General features: G+C 39.8%; 21 protein-coding genes. 10 read left to right on the forward strand and 11 right to left on the reverse strand.

The features are described 5' to 3' along the window. Positions 1-121: 121 nt before the first annotated feature. Together lon and ACC612_RS11705 are read right to left on the reverse strand one after the other, a co-directional pair. On the reverse strand, positions 122-2,512 hold the full coding sequence (gene lon, locus ACC612_RS11700; protein ID WP_371854727.1) for an endopeptidase La: 2,391 nt from the start codon (positions 2,510-2,512) through the stop codon (positions 122-124). Positions 2,513-2,589: 77 nt separating this feature from the next. Further along, complete coding sequence (locus tag ACC612_RS11705; protein ID WP_371854728.1) at positions 2,590-3,009, reverse strand: MarR family winged helix-turn-helix transcriptional regulator; 420 nt, start codon at positions 3,007-3,009, stop codon at positions 2,590-2,592. A gap of 109 nt (positions 3,010-3,118) precedes the next feature. Here ACC612_RS11705 and ACC612_RS11710 point away from each other — a divergent pair, with 109 nt between their 5' ends. The 5 genes from ACC612_RS11710 (at position 3,119) to ACC612_RS11730 (ending at position 5,860) form a co-directional block, all read left to right on the forward strand. Then, entirely contained in the window at positions 3,119-3,604 is a 486-nt protein-coding gene (locus ACC612_RS11710) for an N-acetyltransferase family protein (RefSeq protein ID WP_371854729.1), read from the forward strand. 165 nt (positions 3,605-3,769) lie between these two features. Continuing rightward, entirely contained in the window at positions 3,770-4,066 is a 297-nt protein-coding gene (gene hgcC / locus ACC612_RS11715; protein ID WP_371854730.1) for an HgcAB-associated protein HgcC, read from the forward strand. A gap of 14 nt (positions 4,067-4,080) precedes the next feature. Further along, positions 4,081-5,151, forward strand: coding sequence for a mercury methylation corrinoid protein HgcA (hgcA, locus tag ACC612_RS11720; protein ID WP_371854731.1), 1,071 nt, complete (start codon positions 4,081-4,083; stop codon positions 5,149-5,151). After that, the gene (gene hgcB / locus ACC612_RS11725; RefSeq protein ID WP_371854732.1) at positions 5,151-5,453 is read left to right on the forward strand and encodes a mercury methylation ferredoxin HgcB; all 303 of its coding nucleotides are present in this window, start codon (positions 5,151-5,153) and stop codon (positions 5,451-5,453) included. Before hgcA ends, hgcB begins: the two co-directional genes overlap by 1 nt. Positions 5,454-5,563: 110 nt before the next feature. Then, positions 5,564-5,860, forward strand: a complete 297-nt coding sequence (locus tag ACC612_RS11730) for a hypothetical protein (RefSeq protein ID WP_371854733.1) — start codon at positions 5,564-5,566, stop codon at positions 5,858-5,860. A gap of 67 nt (positions 5,861-5,927) precedes the next feature. On the opposite strand, the gene ACC612_RS11735 is transcribed toward ACC612_RS11730, so the two are convergent. Then, positions 5,928-6,266 (reverse strand): carboxymuconolactone decarboxylase family protein, encoded by a 339-nt coding sequence (locus ACC612_RS11735; protein ID WP_371854734.1) that lies wholly within the window; start codon positions 6,264-6,266, stop codon positions 5,928-5,930. Between the two features lie 179 nt (positions 6,267-6,445). Between ACC612_RS11735 and ACC612_RS11740 the strand changes: the two genes are divergently transcribed. Then, entirely contained in the window at positions 6,446-6,733 is a 288-nt protein-coding gene (locus tag ACC612_RS11740) for an ArsR/SmtB family transcription factor (RefSeq protein WP_371854735.1), read from the forward strand. A 498-nt stretch (positions 6,734-7,231) separates the two neighbouring features. On the opposite strand, the gene ACC612_RS11745 is transcribed toward ACC612_RS11740, so the two are convergent. The 6 genes from ACC612_RS11745 to ACC612_RS11770 all read right to left on the reverse strand — a co-directional run bounded on the left by ACC612_RS11745 (position 7,232) and on the right by ACC612_RS11770 (position 10,573). Next, positions 7,232-7,504 carry a hypothetical protein gene (locus tag ACC612_RS11745; RefSeq protein WP_371854737.1) on the reverse strand — a complete coding sequence of 91 codons (273 nt, stop codon included), beginning with the start codon at positions 7,502-7,504 and terminating at the stop codon, positions 7,232-7,234. 253 nt (positions 7,505-7,757) lie between these two features. Then, positions 7,758-8,090 (reverse strand): carboxymuconolactone decarboxylase family protein, encoded by a 333-nt coding sequence (locus ACC612_RS11750; protein WP_298684312.1) that lies wholly within the window; start codon positions 8,088-8,090, stop codon positions 7,758-7,760. A gap of 33 nt (positions 8,091-8,123) precedes the next feature. Then, a complete protein-coding gene (locus tag ACC612_RS11755; protein WP_371854739.1) occupies positions 8,124-8,522 on the reverse strand; it encodes a putative zinc-binding protein in 399 nt (132 codons plus the stop codon). Between the two features lie 13 nt (positions 8,523-8,535). Then, on the reverse strand, positions 8,536-8,769 hold the full coding sequence (locus ACC612_RS11760; protein WP_371854741.1) for a thioredoxin family protein: 234 nt from the start codon (positions 8,767-8,769) through the stop codon (positions 8,536-8,538). A gap of 53 nt (positions 8,770-8,822) precedes the next feature. Further along, on the reverse strand, positions 8,823-9,512 hold the full coding sequence (locus ACC612_RS11765; protein ID WP_371854743.1) for a metallophosphoesterase: 690 nt from the start codon (positions 9,510-9,512) through the stop codon (positions 8,823-8,825). A gap of 20 nt (positions 9,513-9,532) precedes the next feature. Beyond that, a complete protein-coding gene (locus ACC612_RS11770; RefSeq protein ID WP_371854745.1) occupies positions 9,533-10,573 on the reverse strand; it encodes a permease in 1,041 nt (346 codons plus the stop codon). Positions 10,574-10,695: 122 nt separating this feature from the next. Between ACC612_RS11770 and ACC612_RS11775 the strand changes: the two genes are divergently transcribed. The 3 genes from ACC612_RS11775 (at position 10,696) to ACC612_RS11785 (ending at position 11,692) form a co-directional block, all read left to right on the forward strand. Then, complete coding sequence (locus ACC612_RS11775; protein WP_371854747.1) at positions 10,696-11,010, forward strand: hypothetical protein; 315 nt, start codon at positions 10,696-10,698, stop codon at positions 11,008-11,010. Positions 11,011-11,060: 50 nt separating this feature from the next. Beyond that, on the forward strand, positions 11,061-11,396 hold the full coding sequence (locus ACC612_RS11780; protein ID WP_371854748.1) for an ArsR/SmtB family transcription factor: 336 nt from the start codon (positions 11,061-11,063) through the stop codon (positions 11,394-11,396). Positions 11,397-11,524: 128 nt separating this feature from the next. Then, positions 11,525-11,692 (forward strand): hypothetical protein, encoded by a 168-nt coding sequence (locus ACC612_RS11785; RefSeq protein WP_371854749.1) that lies wholly within the window; start codon positions 11,525-11,527, stop codon positions 11,690-11,692. A 52-nt stretch (positions 11,693-11,744) separates the two neighbouring features. Here ACC612_RS11785 and ACC612_RS11790 read toward each other — a convergent pair whose 3' ends face one another. Then, positions 11,745-13,715: a hydantoinase/oxoprolinase family protein gene (locus ACC612_RS11790; protein WP_371854750.1), complete on the reverse strand. Its 1,971-nt coding sequence runs from the start codon at positions 13,713-13,715 to the stop codon at positions 11,745-11,747. Between the two features lie 318 nt (positions 13,716-14,033). On the opposite strand from ACC612_RS11790, the gene ACC612_RS11795 reads away from it, so the two are divergent. Beyond that, positions 14,034-14,588, forward strand: coding sequence for a carbonate dehydratase (locus ACC612_RS11795; RefSeq protein ID WP_371854751.1), 555 nt, complete (start codon positions 14,034-14,036; stop codon positions 14,586-14,588). Positions 14,589-14,596: 8 nt separating this feature from the next. Here the strand turns inward: ACC612_RS11795 and ACC612_RS11800 are convergent, their stop codons facing one another. Further along, entirely contained in the window at positions 14,597-14,875 is a 279-nt protein-coding gene (locus ACC612_RS11800) for a winged helix-turn-helix domain-containing protein (RefSeq protein WP_371854752.1), read from the reverse strand. Between the last annotated feature and the right edge of the window lie 197 nt (positions 14,876-15,072).

Below are 15,072 nucleotides of genomic sequence, written 5' to 3' on the forward strand. Positions count from 1 at the left end.
CTTCAAAAGAATGTATAAAAATAGGTGCTACAAATACTATATAAAATTAATTAGCGTCTAAAAATCAATATCTCAAAAATAATATCTTACGGCCCTTACCGGACCGTAATTTCACTTGTGATTAAATATTCTGTACAGGCGCTAAACTACTGCTGCCGGGATGTGATATTATCGGTTTGGGCAGTTCAATGCCCAGAGCCTCTTTCAGTACATCCTCAATGGTCTCAACGGTTATGAACGTAAGTTCATTCCTGGCATCTTCTGGTACATCTTCCAGATCCCTCTGGTTCTCTTTTGGAAGGATCACTTTCTTTATACCAGCCCTGTGCGCGGCCAGCACCTTTTCCTTGATGCCACCCACCGGCAACACTGCACCGCTTAGAGTGATCTCACCGGTCATGGCAAGTTTCGGATCAACCGCTTTGCCAGTGATCAGGGATGTCAGCGCAGTGAATGAGGTCACACCTGCCGAAGGACCATCCTTTGGAGTTGCCCCCGAAGGCACATGAATATGAATATCGCTTGTGATGAAATCAAAGCTTTTTACAGTGCCGCCAAGCCGTGACCTCACCAGACTCAGAGAGATCTGAGCCGACTCCTTCATCACATCCCCAAGCTGACCTGTAAGTGTAAGCTTTCCTTTTCCAGGCATGAATGTACCTTCTATGAAAAGAATATCTCCGCCCACTGGAGTCCAGGCCAGTCCCGTGACCACCCCGGGCACATTTTCTTTTCTGGCTTCTTCTTGCCGGATCAACTCCTTTCCAAGGATCTCCGTGAGCATATCTGCCCTCACGAGATACGGAAGTTCAGCTTTCCCGGAAACAATTCTCTCGGACACGAACCTTGCAGTCTTTGCAAGCTGCTTTTTAAGCCCCCTTACTCCGGCTTCGCGGGTATACTTATCGATAATAAGTTTTAAGGCATCATCTTCGATCCTGAGCTTATCTCCATCAAGGCCGTGATCTTCCAGTATAGCAGGTATCAAATGGTCCCTTGCAATTGCAAACTTTTCATTTTTCGTGTACCCCGAGATCTCTATGATCTCCATCCTGTCAAGCAGCGGCCATGGGACAGTTGCAAGGGAGTTGGCAGTAGCTATGAACAACACCTCGGACAGGTCATACGGCACCTCCAGGTAATGGTCCGAGAAAGTACCGTTCTGCTCAGGGTCAAGGACTTCCAGAAGAGCGCTTGCCGGATCTCCTGAATAGGAAGACGATAGCTTGTCTATCTCATCAAGCACGAACACAGGATTCTTCGTGCCTGCCTTCCTTATGCCTTGAATGATCCGTCCAGGCAAAGCTCCCACGTAAGTTCTGCGGTGTCCTCTGATCTCGGCTTCATCCTTTACACCGCCAAGACTCACCCTCACATACTTCCTGCCCAAAGCATCTGCAATGCTCTTTCCAAGACTTGTTTTGCCAGTTCCTGGTGGCCCTGTGAAGAGGAGGATGGAACCCTGCTTTTCATGCTTTAGCTTCATTACCGCCAGATGCTGGATTATCCTTTCTTTGACCTTTTCAAGGCCATTGTGATTGCTCTCAAGCACATTGCGGGCTTGCTCGATATCAATACTCTTTTTCTCCTCTACAACCCATGGAAGGTCAAGCAGAAGATCCAGGTAATTCTTGATCACTGGAGTTTCAGGGTTATGACTTCCTCCGTTCTCGAGTTTCTTTAGCTCCGAGAGGGCTTTTTTCTTAACCTCATCAGGCATCTTTGAAGCTTCTATCCTTTCCTTATATCCCCCCTCACCAGAAGAATCCTCGTTTTCATTAAGCTCTTCCTGAATAACCTTAAGCTGCTCCCTTAGCATTGCTTCACGATGAGTCTTATTGACTTTTTCTGCAACTTTCTTTGCAACTTCTATCTGCAGGTTTATGTTCTCTTTCTGCTTGGTCAGCACATAAAGGAATGTAAGATACCTTTCTCGTACAGAAACAGTCTCCAGAAGATCCTGTTTCTCAGATACCTGTATGGGCATAAATGGCATTACATAAGCCATGATCTGATCAACAGAATGCATCTCAGCTATCGGACCCGTAAACTCGTCTGAACTCTGGAAACGGCTACTTATATCGTGAATAGTCTTTTTCACATCTGTTAGTATAGTTTCTTTTAAACTCTCTTCAAGATCTTCTACATCCGGGACAGGAGAGTACGTTGCATAGAACAATCCATTCTCCTTGATGTGCAGGGAAGAAGCAGCTATTCTTTGCAGAGATTTCACAGAAACTAGATATTCATCATCTGCAGGCTGTATAGATGTGACCTGCAATAGGTTTCCTGTCCTGAATAAATCATCCTCGGTGATATCAGAAGACTGCTTATCTTTTTTTACCGTCAGACCTATTACCAGGACTGTTCCACCATTGTCCATTTCACTTGAAAGCAATTCTCCAATAGTTTTATTGATCAGGAACTTTGTCCGGCTGTGTGGATAAACCACTATATCGAAGAGTGGTAGTACCACACTCTCCTTGTTACTATGAGTTTGTTGTGAATACATTATTAATCATCTCGATGTTTGTGGGAGTTTAGGAGTTACTTAGTTCACTTTTCCCTAACTATGCATATCAAAAAAAATCATTTCAGTTTGCTCAGAATATGTATAAGAGTGTCCATCTCATCCTCATCCAATGAATCAGCCATTTTTTCTATCATTTTCAACAAAGCATGCTTTTCGGAACGGGCTATCATCTGGCCTTTTTCCGTTAATCGGATATAATAGATCCTGCCATCGTCAGGACATCGATCTCTGTACACACACTCCATTCTTACAAATTTATTAATTATCTCTGTAATAGTGGGTTTAGAGTTTCTGGTAATCTTAGCAAGTCCGCTAAATGTCACTTCTCCATGCTCATCAATGGTTTTTAGATATCCTATTTGTTTTACGGTAATGTCCGATAACCCACATTCAGAGAAGACCTCACAAGAGCATCCATTTTTGATCTTTAAAAGATTTTCAAAAACCACATACAAATGCTCTTTTCTGTCAATCATGCTCTAGTCCTTTTGATTAGTTAGGTTTCACCTAACATATATACCTGTTGGTTCTGAGGTCTGCAAGTAGAATTAAAGATATGCCAATACCAAACTATTTCTACAAATCATGCAAAACTGGATTGGTAAAATGGAAATATCAAAGTGCAGCAAATCTGATTTTGATCAGATCATTAAAAATATCACTTACTTCTGGGGCAGTGACAGAACATTACACTTACATCATCCCACTTTGATCTATGAGTTTGGAGATTCAGCTTTTGTTATAAAAGATAGGGAAATAGTATGCGCTTACTTGTTCGGCTTTTATTCCCAGACTGAACCAATAGCCTATGCACATCTGCTGGCTGTAAGAAATAACTACCGCAGGCGTGGTTTAGCCCGAAAGCTCTATGAGCATTTTATCGAATGTGCAAGAAAAAAGGGTTGCACAAAAATAAAAGCCATAACAAAACCAACAAATAAAGACTCCGTAGGTTTTCATAAAAGCATTGGGATGAAGCTTATCGGGACTGAAATCATTAATGGAATCAATGTGGTTCGCGATTATAGCGGCCCTAGCGAGCATAGAGTGGTATTTATAAAAGAGATATAAAATAGATTTGATGAACTTGATCTAAACTGATTTTTGAAATGCTTTTCATTTTCGAAATAATTTCAATTTCAAATGAATAAGTGATATTGTCGTATTTTTCAGTATAATTAGATTTTTCAGAAAAATACAAATATATGGAATATCCTCTTAATTAAGAGGATTCAAATGACTAAAAAGAGGACTTCCAATGAAACGAGTTGTCTTAATGACTCCGCATCTGTGTGCGAGTGTAACTCATGTTCTGCATACAATGTAGAAGCAATTCTTAGCGTCGATGAAAGAGGACAGATGGTACTTCCAAAAGACGTACGTGAAAAAGCTGGTATTAAGACAGGGACTAAACTTGCTTTGATAAGTTGGGAGAAAGATGGTGGAATCTGCTGTCTGGCTCTCATCAAAGCAGAGAATCTAAGCGGAATGGTAAAAGAAGTACTTGAACCCCTTATGCATAAAGGTGATTGAATAGGAGACAGACCATGGCGGGTGACAAAACTACTGGTTCTTCATGCGCATGTGCGCCTCAGTCAGATAAAAATCAAATTATAACTCTGACCAATAAGATGCAGGCATCTGAAATTCTTATAACTGCAAGTGAGCTAACTCCCAAAGACAGGCTTGATCATTTATTTGCCCTACTAGGTGTAAACCGGATGGGACATACTGTAAAACCTGGCCTTTACAAACTAGGGAATCCCACTCCAGATTCCATGGTCTTTGTTTCAGCAAATTACACTCTTAGCTTTGATGCGCTGCGGTCAGCACTTGCTGGCATTGATTGTTATATCCTTGTCCTGGATACCAAGGGGATCAATGTATGGTGTGCTGCAGGAAAAGGCACATTTGGAACAGATGAACTAGTACAACGTATTATGTGGTCAGGACTTTCTAATATTGTCCGTCACCGCACTGTGATACTTCCACAGCTTGGAGCTCCGGGAATCTCAGCACATGAAGTACAAAGGAGGTCTGGTTTTAAGGTCGAATTTGGTCCGGTCCGTGCCAATGATCTTCCTGAGTACCTTAAAACACATACTGCAACACCTGAAATGCGTAAGGTTCATTTTTCATTCAAAGACCGGCTGGTTCTCACACCGGTGGAATTCAGACATGCATTAATTCCTACAATAGCTGCTGCCATCATTCTTTATCTTCTGGCAGGTTCTCTTGCAGCTATTGCAGCAATCACCACGGTAATAACAGGAACTATACTATTTCCTGCTCTGCTTCCATTCATTCCCACACATGATTTCAGCACTAAAGGACTTATTCTTGGAGGATTGATTGCTGTTCCCTTTGCAATATCCTTTGCTGTGGAAACCGAACTTTCTCTCCTGATGAGAGTGCTGATATCAGTGACAATATTTTTGACAATGCCAGCTGTGACAGCGTACTTGGCTCTTAACTTTACAGGGTGCACAACGTTCACTTCAAGGACCGGGGTCAAAAAAGAGATCTTCCGATATGTGCCTATTATGGCACTGATGGCAGTTTCCGGGATAATACTCTCGATTTTGCTAGGAGCAATTCAATTGATGAAGGTGATCTGATGTTCAATTCTTATCGTGAGAATACTCTCCAATACTACCCTGACAAGTGCATCAAATGTTTGCGATGCACACAAGTCTGCCCTCATGGAATCTTTGGAGAAGGAAAAGAACACGTTGAACTTTTAAAGCCATCCGCATGCATGGAGTGTGGTGCCTGCGCTCGAAACTGTCCTGTCCAGGCAATAGAAGTGCAGAGTGGTGTGGGATGTGCATGGGCAATGATCGGGGCTGCACTTAAAGGCAAAGATATGGATAGTGGTGAATGTTGCTGCGGAGGCGAAGACGGATCTTGTTGCAACTGAAATCTCAATGAAAAACTTGTACTGGAAAGCAAATTTGATAAAGCAGAAGGTATTTCAATAATCATTGAAGTACCTATACTTAACACTGCTATATGTAACGAGGAACTAAAATGAGAGTTGCACATACCGAAAAGATATTTCCGTGTATAGCTGACCCATGGAAATTAAGGATCATTGCACAACTGGATGAAGAACCCGATCTTCCCTTAATAGCCAAATATTTAGATGGTAAATATTCCGATAAATTAGGTATGGTAGCGGTGAGGAGTGGAATAATAGAGATGAACTTTTTCCAGAGTGGTCAGGTAACAATCAGGATGGTAGACTCTGAAGAAGAAGCCATCAGCTTTGTGAACAAGATGCTTACAATGGCATACCACAAAGCAATGATAGCAGAGGAGTTCTAAAGAAACCAGTCTGGTCTGGCTATCTGGCGAATACATTTTAATAATTGAACTATCGGATACAAGAATTCTATTTTGAACCCCCACAACAGCATTTGTTGGTACCGTTATCATTGTCTGCACTATCACTGAAAATTTGCTCGTATACTTTTGTCCATCCCAATTGGGAACCACATGCAACGAACATTGCAATAGCAATTGCTTCTGCTATTTCTTTCTGGTTAGATCCTTTAGCAATAGCTCTCTGAGAGTGGATTTCAGTGCAGTATTCACACCTCATCAAAACTGATGATGCAACAGCTATGAGTTCCTTTGTTTTTCCATCAAGCGTAGTTTCCACAAATATAGAATCCCGCATTTTTGCAAATGCTTCGGCGGTTTCGGGTAGTTGTTTGTTTAGGAATGACATAATGCAAACCTCAAACAATTCAAAGCCTCTATTGTTTAAATAAGCGTTATTTGAAAATCAAAAGTTATTGATATCAAGCCGGATTTGAAATCGCAACACATATTTATGGAAATGGAAGTTGCATAATCATGAGATGTTGTCCAAAAGATCCCGAAATAAAACTGATATGGAGACAAGAATTGCAAGATGAAGAAGGAATATCATCCGAAGATATAGATAGGATCTGTAAAAACTTAAAAGTACTTGCAAATCCCACTCGTCTCAGGATTGCTTATCTTCTCTACAAAAGAGATTATTGTGTTTGCGAACTTGTTTACAAGCTAGAGGAAAAGCAAAATCTGATATCTCATCATCTTGCAGTGATGAAGCAAAGTGGAATTGTAGATTCATATAATCACTCTAAATGGAAATACTATCGATTAAACCAAAAAGTGAATTCGATTCTTGAAAATCTTAAAGGTAATTAATCACATTCTAATTTGGGTAAGATAGATTTAGCTGCTATTGTGACGATACTTCTATCGTGAGTATCAAAAAGATTACAAATGAAGACAGAGACATGAAAATTACCGAGTAGAAGATAAATGTGGAAAATGTCTTGCTTCGTACAAAACACCATATAAAACGGATGATGGAGAATGTTTTAATTCACACGTACAATAAAATATGAGTTTGTTCAGAGGGTTTAAAATGAGTTTTAAGTGTGCAATATGTGAAAAAGAAGAAAATTCTTTGCTCAGAACTAATCACAAAGAGTTAGGAACAATAAAGCTTTGTGTGGATTGCTGGTCTAAAGAACGTGTTAAAAACAATCTGCTTCATTTAGAAGGTGGATGTGATTGCTGCAGATAACTGCAGGGAAAACGAGAAGAGCCTTCCTTAGTAGAAATGAGAAAGTCGGAAACAAAAAGATAGAAGCATGTCATATCTTAGGTAAAAAAACTGAATGAAAACATCATTTCCAGCTACTTATGCATCTCTTTTGTTATCTCTTTTAACATCTCCCCCACAAGATTTGCTTTTTCACAGTGAGATGCATCTTTTGGCTTGCAGTTCAGAAGAATGCTCATTATTCTGTCAGCCAACCGGTAAAACTCCATGTCCTCAAGTCTAATCAGAAGTTCGGATAAATATTCACTGAATTCTCTACATTTATCATGGTCGCAGACTGCCTGTTCATGCAGACAGCAGATAAATTGAAAATCTTTTACGATATCTTCAGGGATATTCTCTACCATATGGATCGATCAGGTTTAGTATTGTTCTCAAATCCGAAAATCCCTCTTGTTACATACAGCAGACTGAAATTCAGATGATTGAATCATTATCTTTGAAATCTATTGAATTTGTCGCAGTCACTTGTACCGACTCTTGCTATTTTTGTTACAGTATAATTACTCAACTGGATATGCCTTTGAAATTATCAAAACGATCATTAGCGTAAAAAAGATAAAAAAGAGTTACGAAATGTAGAGACTAATTCTTCAGAAATCAGTCTTTATCCCCTGCGCAGCAACAGGATACATTGCCTTTAAGGATCTCTTTCCATTCACCTATGACATCATGGGTCCAGCAGTCGTCAGCTCCTGCAGCTTCACGCATTGTCAAAGCCAGGATATAAGTAAGTTCTTTTACAGTTGCCCCTGCCTCAAGAGCCCCTTTGAAATGCTTTAAGACACATGGTTTTGAACGGGCCTTTATGGAAAGAGCAAAGCATATAAATTGATATGTTTTCTCATCAATTGTCCTCTTGTCCCTATATATTTCATCGATCTCATCCAGTTTCTGTGCGAATTCCGGAAAAAACTCTTCTAACATTCTCATCTTATTCACCTAACTATTAACACATATGCTATTTTAGATTCCTAAAGCACTCTCTACTTTGGCCATGATCTCATTTATCTCATTTTCATTGAGGTCAAGTTCCTTATTCTTTTTCATTCCAAGCTCACTTAGTATTATATGCTTATCAACAGTAAACCCTGCACTTTCAAGTGTTTTTTTTGCACATACAAGAGCGCAGCCATCGATCGTAATTATCTCATCGGTTCCCTCTGTACTTTTTATGATACCAGAGACATCACCCCCGATGCCGACGGTACACATGATCTTTCCTTTTCCTTTTTTAGTGAGTTCAACAGCTATTTTATTTGCCATCTGTCCAACGTTAGAGCCACCAGCACATGCATACAGTCCGACGATCGCAGCTTCACATGCACATTTTACTCCTTCTGCCATTTTAATTTCTTCTGCCATGATTTGTCCTCTTTTATTTAGAGAGCCACTCTTTTACTTTCTCAACAGTTGGAACCTTTCCAGCTATCTTTACATCACCGTCGACTACAACAGCAGGAGTTATCATCACACCATAGTTAAGAGCAGCATTAATATCTTCCACTTTTACAACCTCAGCAACGATGCCAAGCTCAGCAACTGCCTGTTCAACGATCTCTTTTGTTTTCTTACATTTTGCACAACCGGTTCCAAGTATTTCTATCTTCATGTAATCACCTTTCTAAGTAATATCTAAATAATGTACTAATAAAAACCAACTGATCAATAACCTCTTTTCAATATTGAGATCAGTTCCTCTGCATTTGGCATGTTCTTTCTTATCTTGTCGAAAACTACTTCCATGTCATATTCAACTCTGATTATCTCAGCCTGGAATGAATCTGTATCAAATACTACGCAGCTTGCACGAGTATCTCCATCCCTGGGCTGGCCCACTGAACCCGGGTTCACCAATGTCACATCTGCGACCTTCCTTACAAAAGGAAGATGTGAATGGCCCATGAATAAGAAATCAGCACTAACTCCTGTTATAAGTTCTTTTATTGTCTGTTCCGGAGTATCCGGCTTGATGTAATCATAGAAGGATAAGGGACTGCCGTGAGTGAAATACAACTTTTTCCCATTTTCCTCCCTTCTAATATCCATAGGAAGCTTGCTAAGGAACTCCAGCTGAGTAGCATTCAGGAGATTCCATGTGTACTCCCTGGTTGATTGAGAGAGGTGTTTATACGCGTAGCCACACCCACAATCCATCCTAAACGCCACTGCATTGTCATGGTTTCCCATAATAATAGGGATTTTTTGGTCCAGCAACACATCGATACACTCGCCCGGAGAAGGACCATAATCCACAATATCTCCCAGACAGATAACTTCATCATGAGATACAGCCATGACCGCGTCCAGAGCTTCTTTATTTCCATGGATGTCTGAAATTATCAATAAACGCATATATCAACCTCTTATTCTAGTCAAAGTACATAATAGTCGAATGCCATTCCTGATATCATTGCCATTATGACTACCAGCACTATATATGAAAGTCCCTTTTTAACACCCATGATCCTGCTGATAACTATCATACTGGGAAGGCTCAATGCAGGACCTGCCAAGAGCATTGAAAGAGCAGGACCTTTGGCCATGCCCAGCAATGTCAGAGCGCTGATGATGGGAACTTCCGTAAGCGTGGAGAAATACATTAGCGCAGCGGCTACAGAAGCAATGAGGTACGAAAGCAGGTTGCCACCACCCACGTATTTAACCACTATTTCGGAGGGAAGCAGTTCTACAAGGATGCCTGCAAAGAAGACCCCCACAAGCAACAAAGGAGCGATCATCTTAACAAGGAACCAGGTCTCCTGCATCCAGCTCTCTCTTTCCTCCTTAGAGTACCACTTGAAGGACAGGTATACAGTAGCAGCTATGAGTGGAATCTCCACCAAGGCAAGATAGGTCCAGGATTTGATCATTTCAGGAACCACAAGTATTGCAAGCAGCAACAGGAAAAGCTGAACGGTATGAGCGTGCTCTTCTGAGTTAAAGGTCTTGATACCGTTGTGTTCACTATTTTTCTTCTCATATAGAATGTGCATTATCAATCCGATAATAACAGAAAGAAGAATTGCACCCACTGCCCTGGCAGCTCCGATATCATAACCCAGGATCTTTGCAGTATAGACTATTGCCAGAATATTGATAGCTGGTGCGGAGAACAGGAAAGTAGTAGCTGGACCTATGCCTGCTCCCCTCTTATAAATTCCCGCGAACAGCGGGAGTACAGTACAGCTGCATACTGCAAGGAGACAACCAGAGATTGCTGCTACGGAGTAGGAGATGTATTTTGGTGTATCAGAACCAAAATACTTCAGTACAGACTCTTTTGAAAAGAGTGATGCTATTGCACCGGCCAGGAAAAAAGCCGGGATCAGACATAGCAGTACATGCAATGCCAGGTATTCCTGCACAGATTGCAGGCCAACATTTACCAGATGTATAAGATAATCTTGAGTCATGTGTTTCAAATATATTTGAATCAATCTATTTAAAGCTTAGCATTTCAAATTCAATTGAAATACATATAAATACAAGAAACAACATGAATTTAATCAACTACCAATCAGAAAGAGTAACTAACATGACAGAAGTAACGATTAATTCGAATATATGTGGGTTTGTGCATAAGGTGTACGGAAAAAGAGATGGAAAAAATATAATAATCGATATAGAAACTGATTGCGAAAAGATAAAAAAAATATCGCACATGGAGATACCTATGGATCAGACTCTTGACATCAAGGATAATTACGTGATGACAAAAGCCCAGGAAGCGAAATGCTCATCAAACTGCCTTGTGCCTTGCGGAATATTGCATGTATGCAGAATGGAAATGGGTCTTTTGTCGGAATCGTTAGCTAAAAAATCAGGCAACATCAGCATTGACTTCAAATAAGCTGTGTACTTTGTTCAAAATCAGATCACATGCTCTGTATGAGGTAATTGATGAAAATCCCGGAAAAATTATCTAAAGACATAGAATTGATTGGTGGAATAGATAAGATCATAAAAAAACTGCCTGATGAAAACAGAATGATAAGGCAAAGCCAGATATATGATGCCCTTTCATCGCCTCTTAGGCTGAAGATTCTAAATCTTCTCTCAATACAGCCACTTTGTGCATGTGTTATCCAGAAAATAACAAAGACATCGCCATCAAAACTTTCCTACCACCTTTCAGTATTAACTGAAAATAATTTAATAGAGGGTAACAAAGAAGCAACATGGATAACATATAATCTTACAGAATTAGGACAGCAGTATGTTCTAAAAAAACTGTAAATATTCGATATTTACCCAGATATGAGGATAATTCCTGATTTTGTCAACTTGCATGAATTTAACTAAGTTTAAATTGGTCTTTTGTCTTCAACGCAAAAAACAAATAGCAACTAAATCAATGTGAATTCATGACCAACGATAATGAAAAGAAAAGTCAAATAAATATGACACCAGAGACATCTGTAACAAATGCTGACGATGATTGTGAAGAAGATCTTTTATACACATACAAACAAAAAAATGATACTTCACACATGCGATGGAACAATAATCTGTGCAGAAAACCTGGAAAGTGAGCAACACAAAAATATAGTGTAAAGAAGAAATAGCAGAGCTACTTTTCACTTGTCATGAACTGCCATTATTGCTGTTGTATGTTCCTCTGATTGCCATCATAGGATCTCCAACCCCTACGACTGTAATTCTTGTTTCGATAGGAGGATGAGGCCAGTTATCAGGAGATGTGGTCTGTTTTGACACATTTATAATCGTATCTTCTTTTATTATGCCACACCGTTTCTCATAATTAAGCACAAGGGAATGGCCAATTTTTGTAGCATAATCTACAGCATCACTATATCTCTCAAAGCGCTCCCTACCCTCGGATGAAAATACCAGAAAATCACTATCAGGATTTACCAGTGAAGCAGGTTTTATCATTATTTCTACCTTCTTTACGCTCTTTCCGACAAGCGCACCTACAGCATTCCCTACAGTTGCAAACTGGGGAACCTGCACATCTGCATCAATTATGGACTTCAGATCTTCCTGATATGCAGAAACAGGACCGCCAAGAAGCACTACGGGAATATCTGCTTTGAACCTTACAGGATAATCACCGGTTAGAACCTCATCGATTGCACTTTTTGGTATGGCAGGTATTAGGAAGGACACAAGATCATGAGCCATATTTATTGCAAAAATATCCTTTGCATGCCTGCAGAACTCATATTTGCCCATGTTAGCATACTTTGACAGATAGATAGCTCCGATTTCTGCTGCTTCTTTGTTCCACTGTTCATATTCTCCAAGCACATGGAGTACATCAGTAGGTGTAAAACCGATAGACTGTACAAGCCGTTTATTTATGAGTGAATCAAGGGTCTTATCAATAAGCATTATTTCCCTGGCATCCGTCATATCTGTAATCTCAGTAACAGAAACTGGTTCATGACCAATTAACTTGAGTAATTCTTTTTCCTTCTCCCTCAATCCAATAGCTTCATATCCTGTCCTTACCAAGAATTTGGTTTGCTGATAGTTTTCATTAGTGTCTTTTCTCAAGACCATTTTGTTACGTTTCAATCGATAGATAAAATCAGGATAGAGAGTTGCCGCCACACACAAAGGTATGACTCTTCTGGGACCGATATATACGTTCTTGTCTTTTACCCAAACATGGCTATCTCCACCAAGGGCTGATGTTTCCATCTTCATAGCTTTTACACGAGTTTTCCAGCCACCTACCATACAACCTTCCGGACTTATCTCAGGAATTCCATTTTTAATCGCTGATACGTCCGTACTGGTACCCCCGACATCAATAACTGCACATGTATCTGTCTTTGCGAGATAAGAAGCACCAAGAATACTGGCAGCAGGTCCTGAAAATATTGTTTCGATGGGTTTCTCCAAAGCATCTTCTATGTTATAGACAGAACCATCGCACCTAAGCATCAGCATCCTGGCATTGATACCTCTTCTCTTAATATCTGAAACTACAGCATTTACGAACTGATAAGTAATAGGGATCAACTGAGCATTAAGAGTTGCAGTTACAGCTCTTTCATAAACTCCAAGTTCCTGTGAGAGTTCATGTCCACAGACAACAGGCAAATCTGTGATACTATGAATTATGCTCTTTACGGCAAGCTCATGCTCCGAGTTTCGTGTGCCAAAGTATGCTGATATCGCATAAGCTGAAACCCATGATCTGGATGTTTCTACATAATTAATTACAGCTTCAATATCCAGCGGATACTCTTCTTCACCATTAGTATCATGACCGCCAGAAACAAAAACAACACTTTCAGCCGGATATTCTTTGTCTATTGGCTGCTCCCCCACGAGTATTAATCCCACTGGTCTGCCAGTGTTTTCAAGAAGTGCATTTGTGGAAAGTGTCGTAGAGACTGATACAAGATTAACATCTTTTAGATACTGCTGATCCAGTGAATCCAGTACATTCTGAATTCCTTGCTGAATATCGGGGTAAGTAGTAAAAGATTTTTTAGCATCAACTATCGCTCCATCTGACCCCCTTACAATAACAGCGTCAGTATAGGTTCCCCCGGCATCAATTCCTAAACCATAATGCATTTTATCACCTTTTTAAATGAAAGCTAACTGAAAGGCGCTTTTTTCCGAAACTTATGTGATGCAATTTAGTAGAGTAAACAGCGTTAATATCTATGTTTAGAATATGTTGAATATAAGTGTTTTGAAGAGATTTGAAATACGCGATTAAGATGCTAGAAGAATCATGTTTTCAACAAGCACTACCATATTTTCCTATAAGTTTGTCCTTAAGCGATTATTCCAAGCAACAGGTATAAATAAACTCTCATATTTTATCATATTGTCGTGTTGAAAGTGCGATGCAAGTTCAGTGGTATAATCCAAAAAAAGAGGTGTGAAATGCAATTCCAAAACCCACAGAAACAGAAACCAAAGATCAGTAAAAAAGCATGGATATCGGAAACAGCTATCATCATTGGAAATGTTAATATTGGCGATAATGTCTTTGTGGCACATAATGCTATCATCCGGGCCGATGAACCAGGTTCCTCAATAATTATTGGAAACGATTGCAATGTTCAGGATAATGTGATCATACACGCCCTTTCCCATTCTGAGGTTATAGTAGGCAACAACACATCTCTTGCCCATGGGTGTATCGTACATGGTCCATGTTATATAGGTGAAGGCTGCTTTGTAGGCTTTGGATCAGTAGTGTTTGACTGCGCTGTGGGTGACGATAGTCTGGTTATGCATAATGCTACTGTAAGAAAGATCACTGTCCCGGATGGGAAAGTCATACCTGATGGCATGGCTATAACTGAACAGCATGCTGTAGAAAATCTGGAAAGTATCTCCTCAGAACTGGCAGAATTTAAAAACTCTGTTGTAAGAGCCAATATTAAACTTGTGCAAGGATACAAGGCTCTTCAAATGGAAGTTGAAAGTGAGTAATAAGAAAGTTAAAAATATTTTCCTTCCATTTTATCCATTACCATTTTTCCTTTGTCTGTAAGCATATATTTTTTCCATGTAGTTTTAGTAGGGGTCAAACATTCAATCAGTCCTACATCCTCAAGTTCTTTTAAAGCATGACTAATGTTCTGGATAGACCTGTTAGACTCATGGGCGATCTCAGAAGCATTAGCAACTGTGTGTTTTCTCATGTACTCCAGAAGAATAAGTCGCCTATCAACACTTATTATCCACCTGAGCAGCTCATCCATTGCATTTTCTGCCATAATATTCCGTCACAATAGTGATTATACTAGTACATTATATATTTTATTCGGTTATTACTGTCTTATTAAGAGAGAATCTCAAATTAGGATTTTGATTTAAAAACCTATTCCTTTTTTCTTTGATACTGCTATTCTCTTTTTTTTGGGGGGGGCGGTAGCTATAAATAGCATAAATTTTGCTCCTCCATGGATAAAAA

Source organism: Methanomethylovorans sp., from assembly GCF_041447285.1.
Taxonomy (GTDB): Archaea; Halobacteriota; Methanosarcinia; order Methanosarcinales; family Methanosarcinaceae; genus Methanomethylovorans.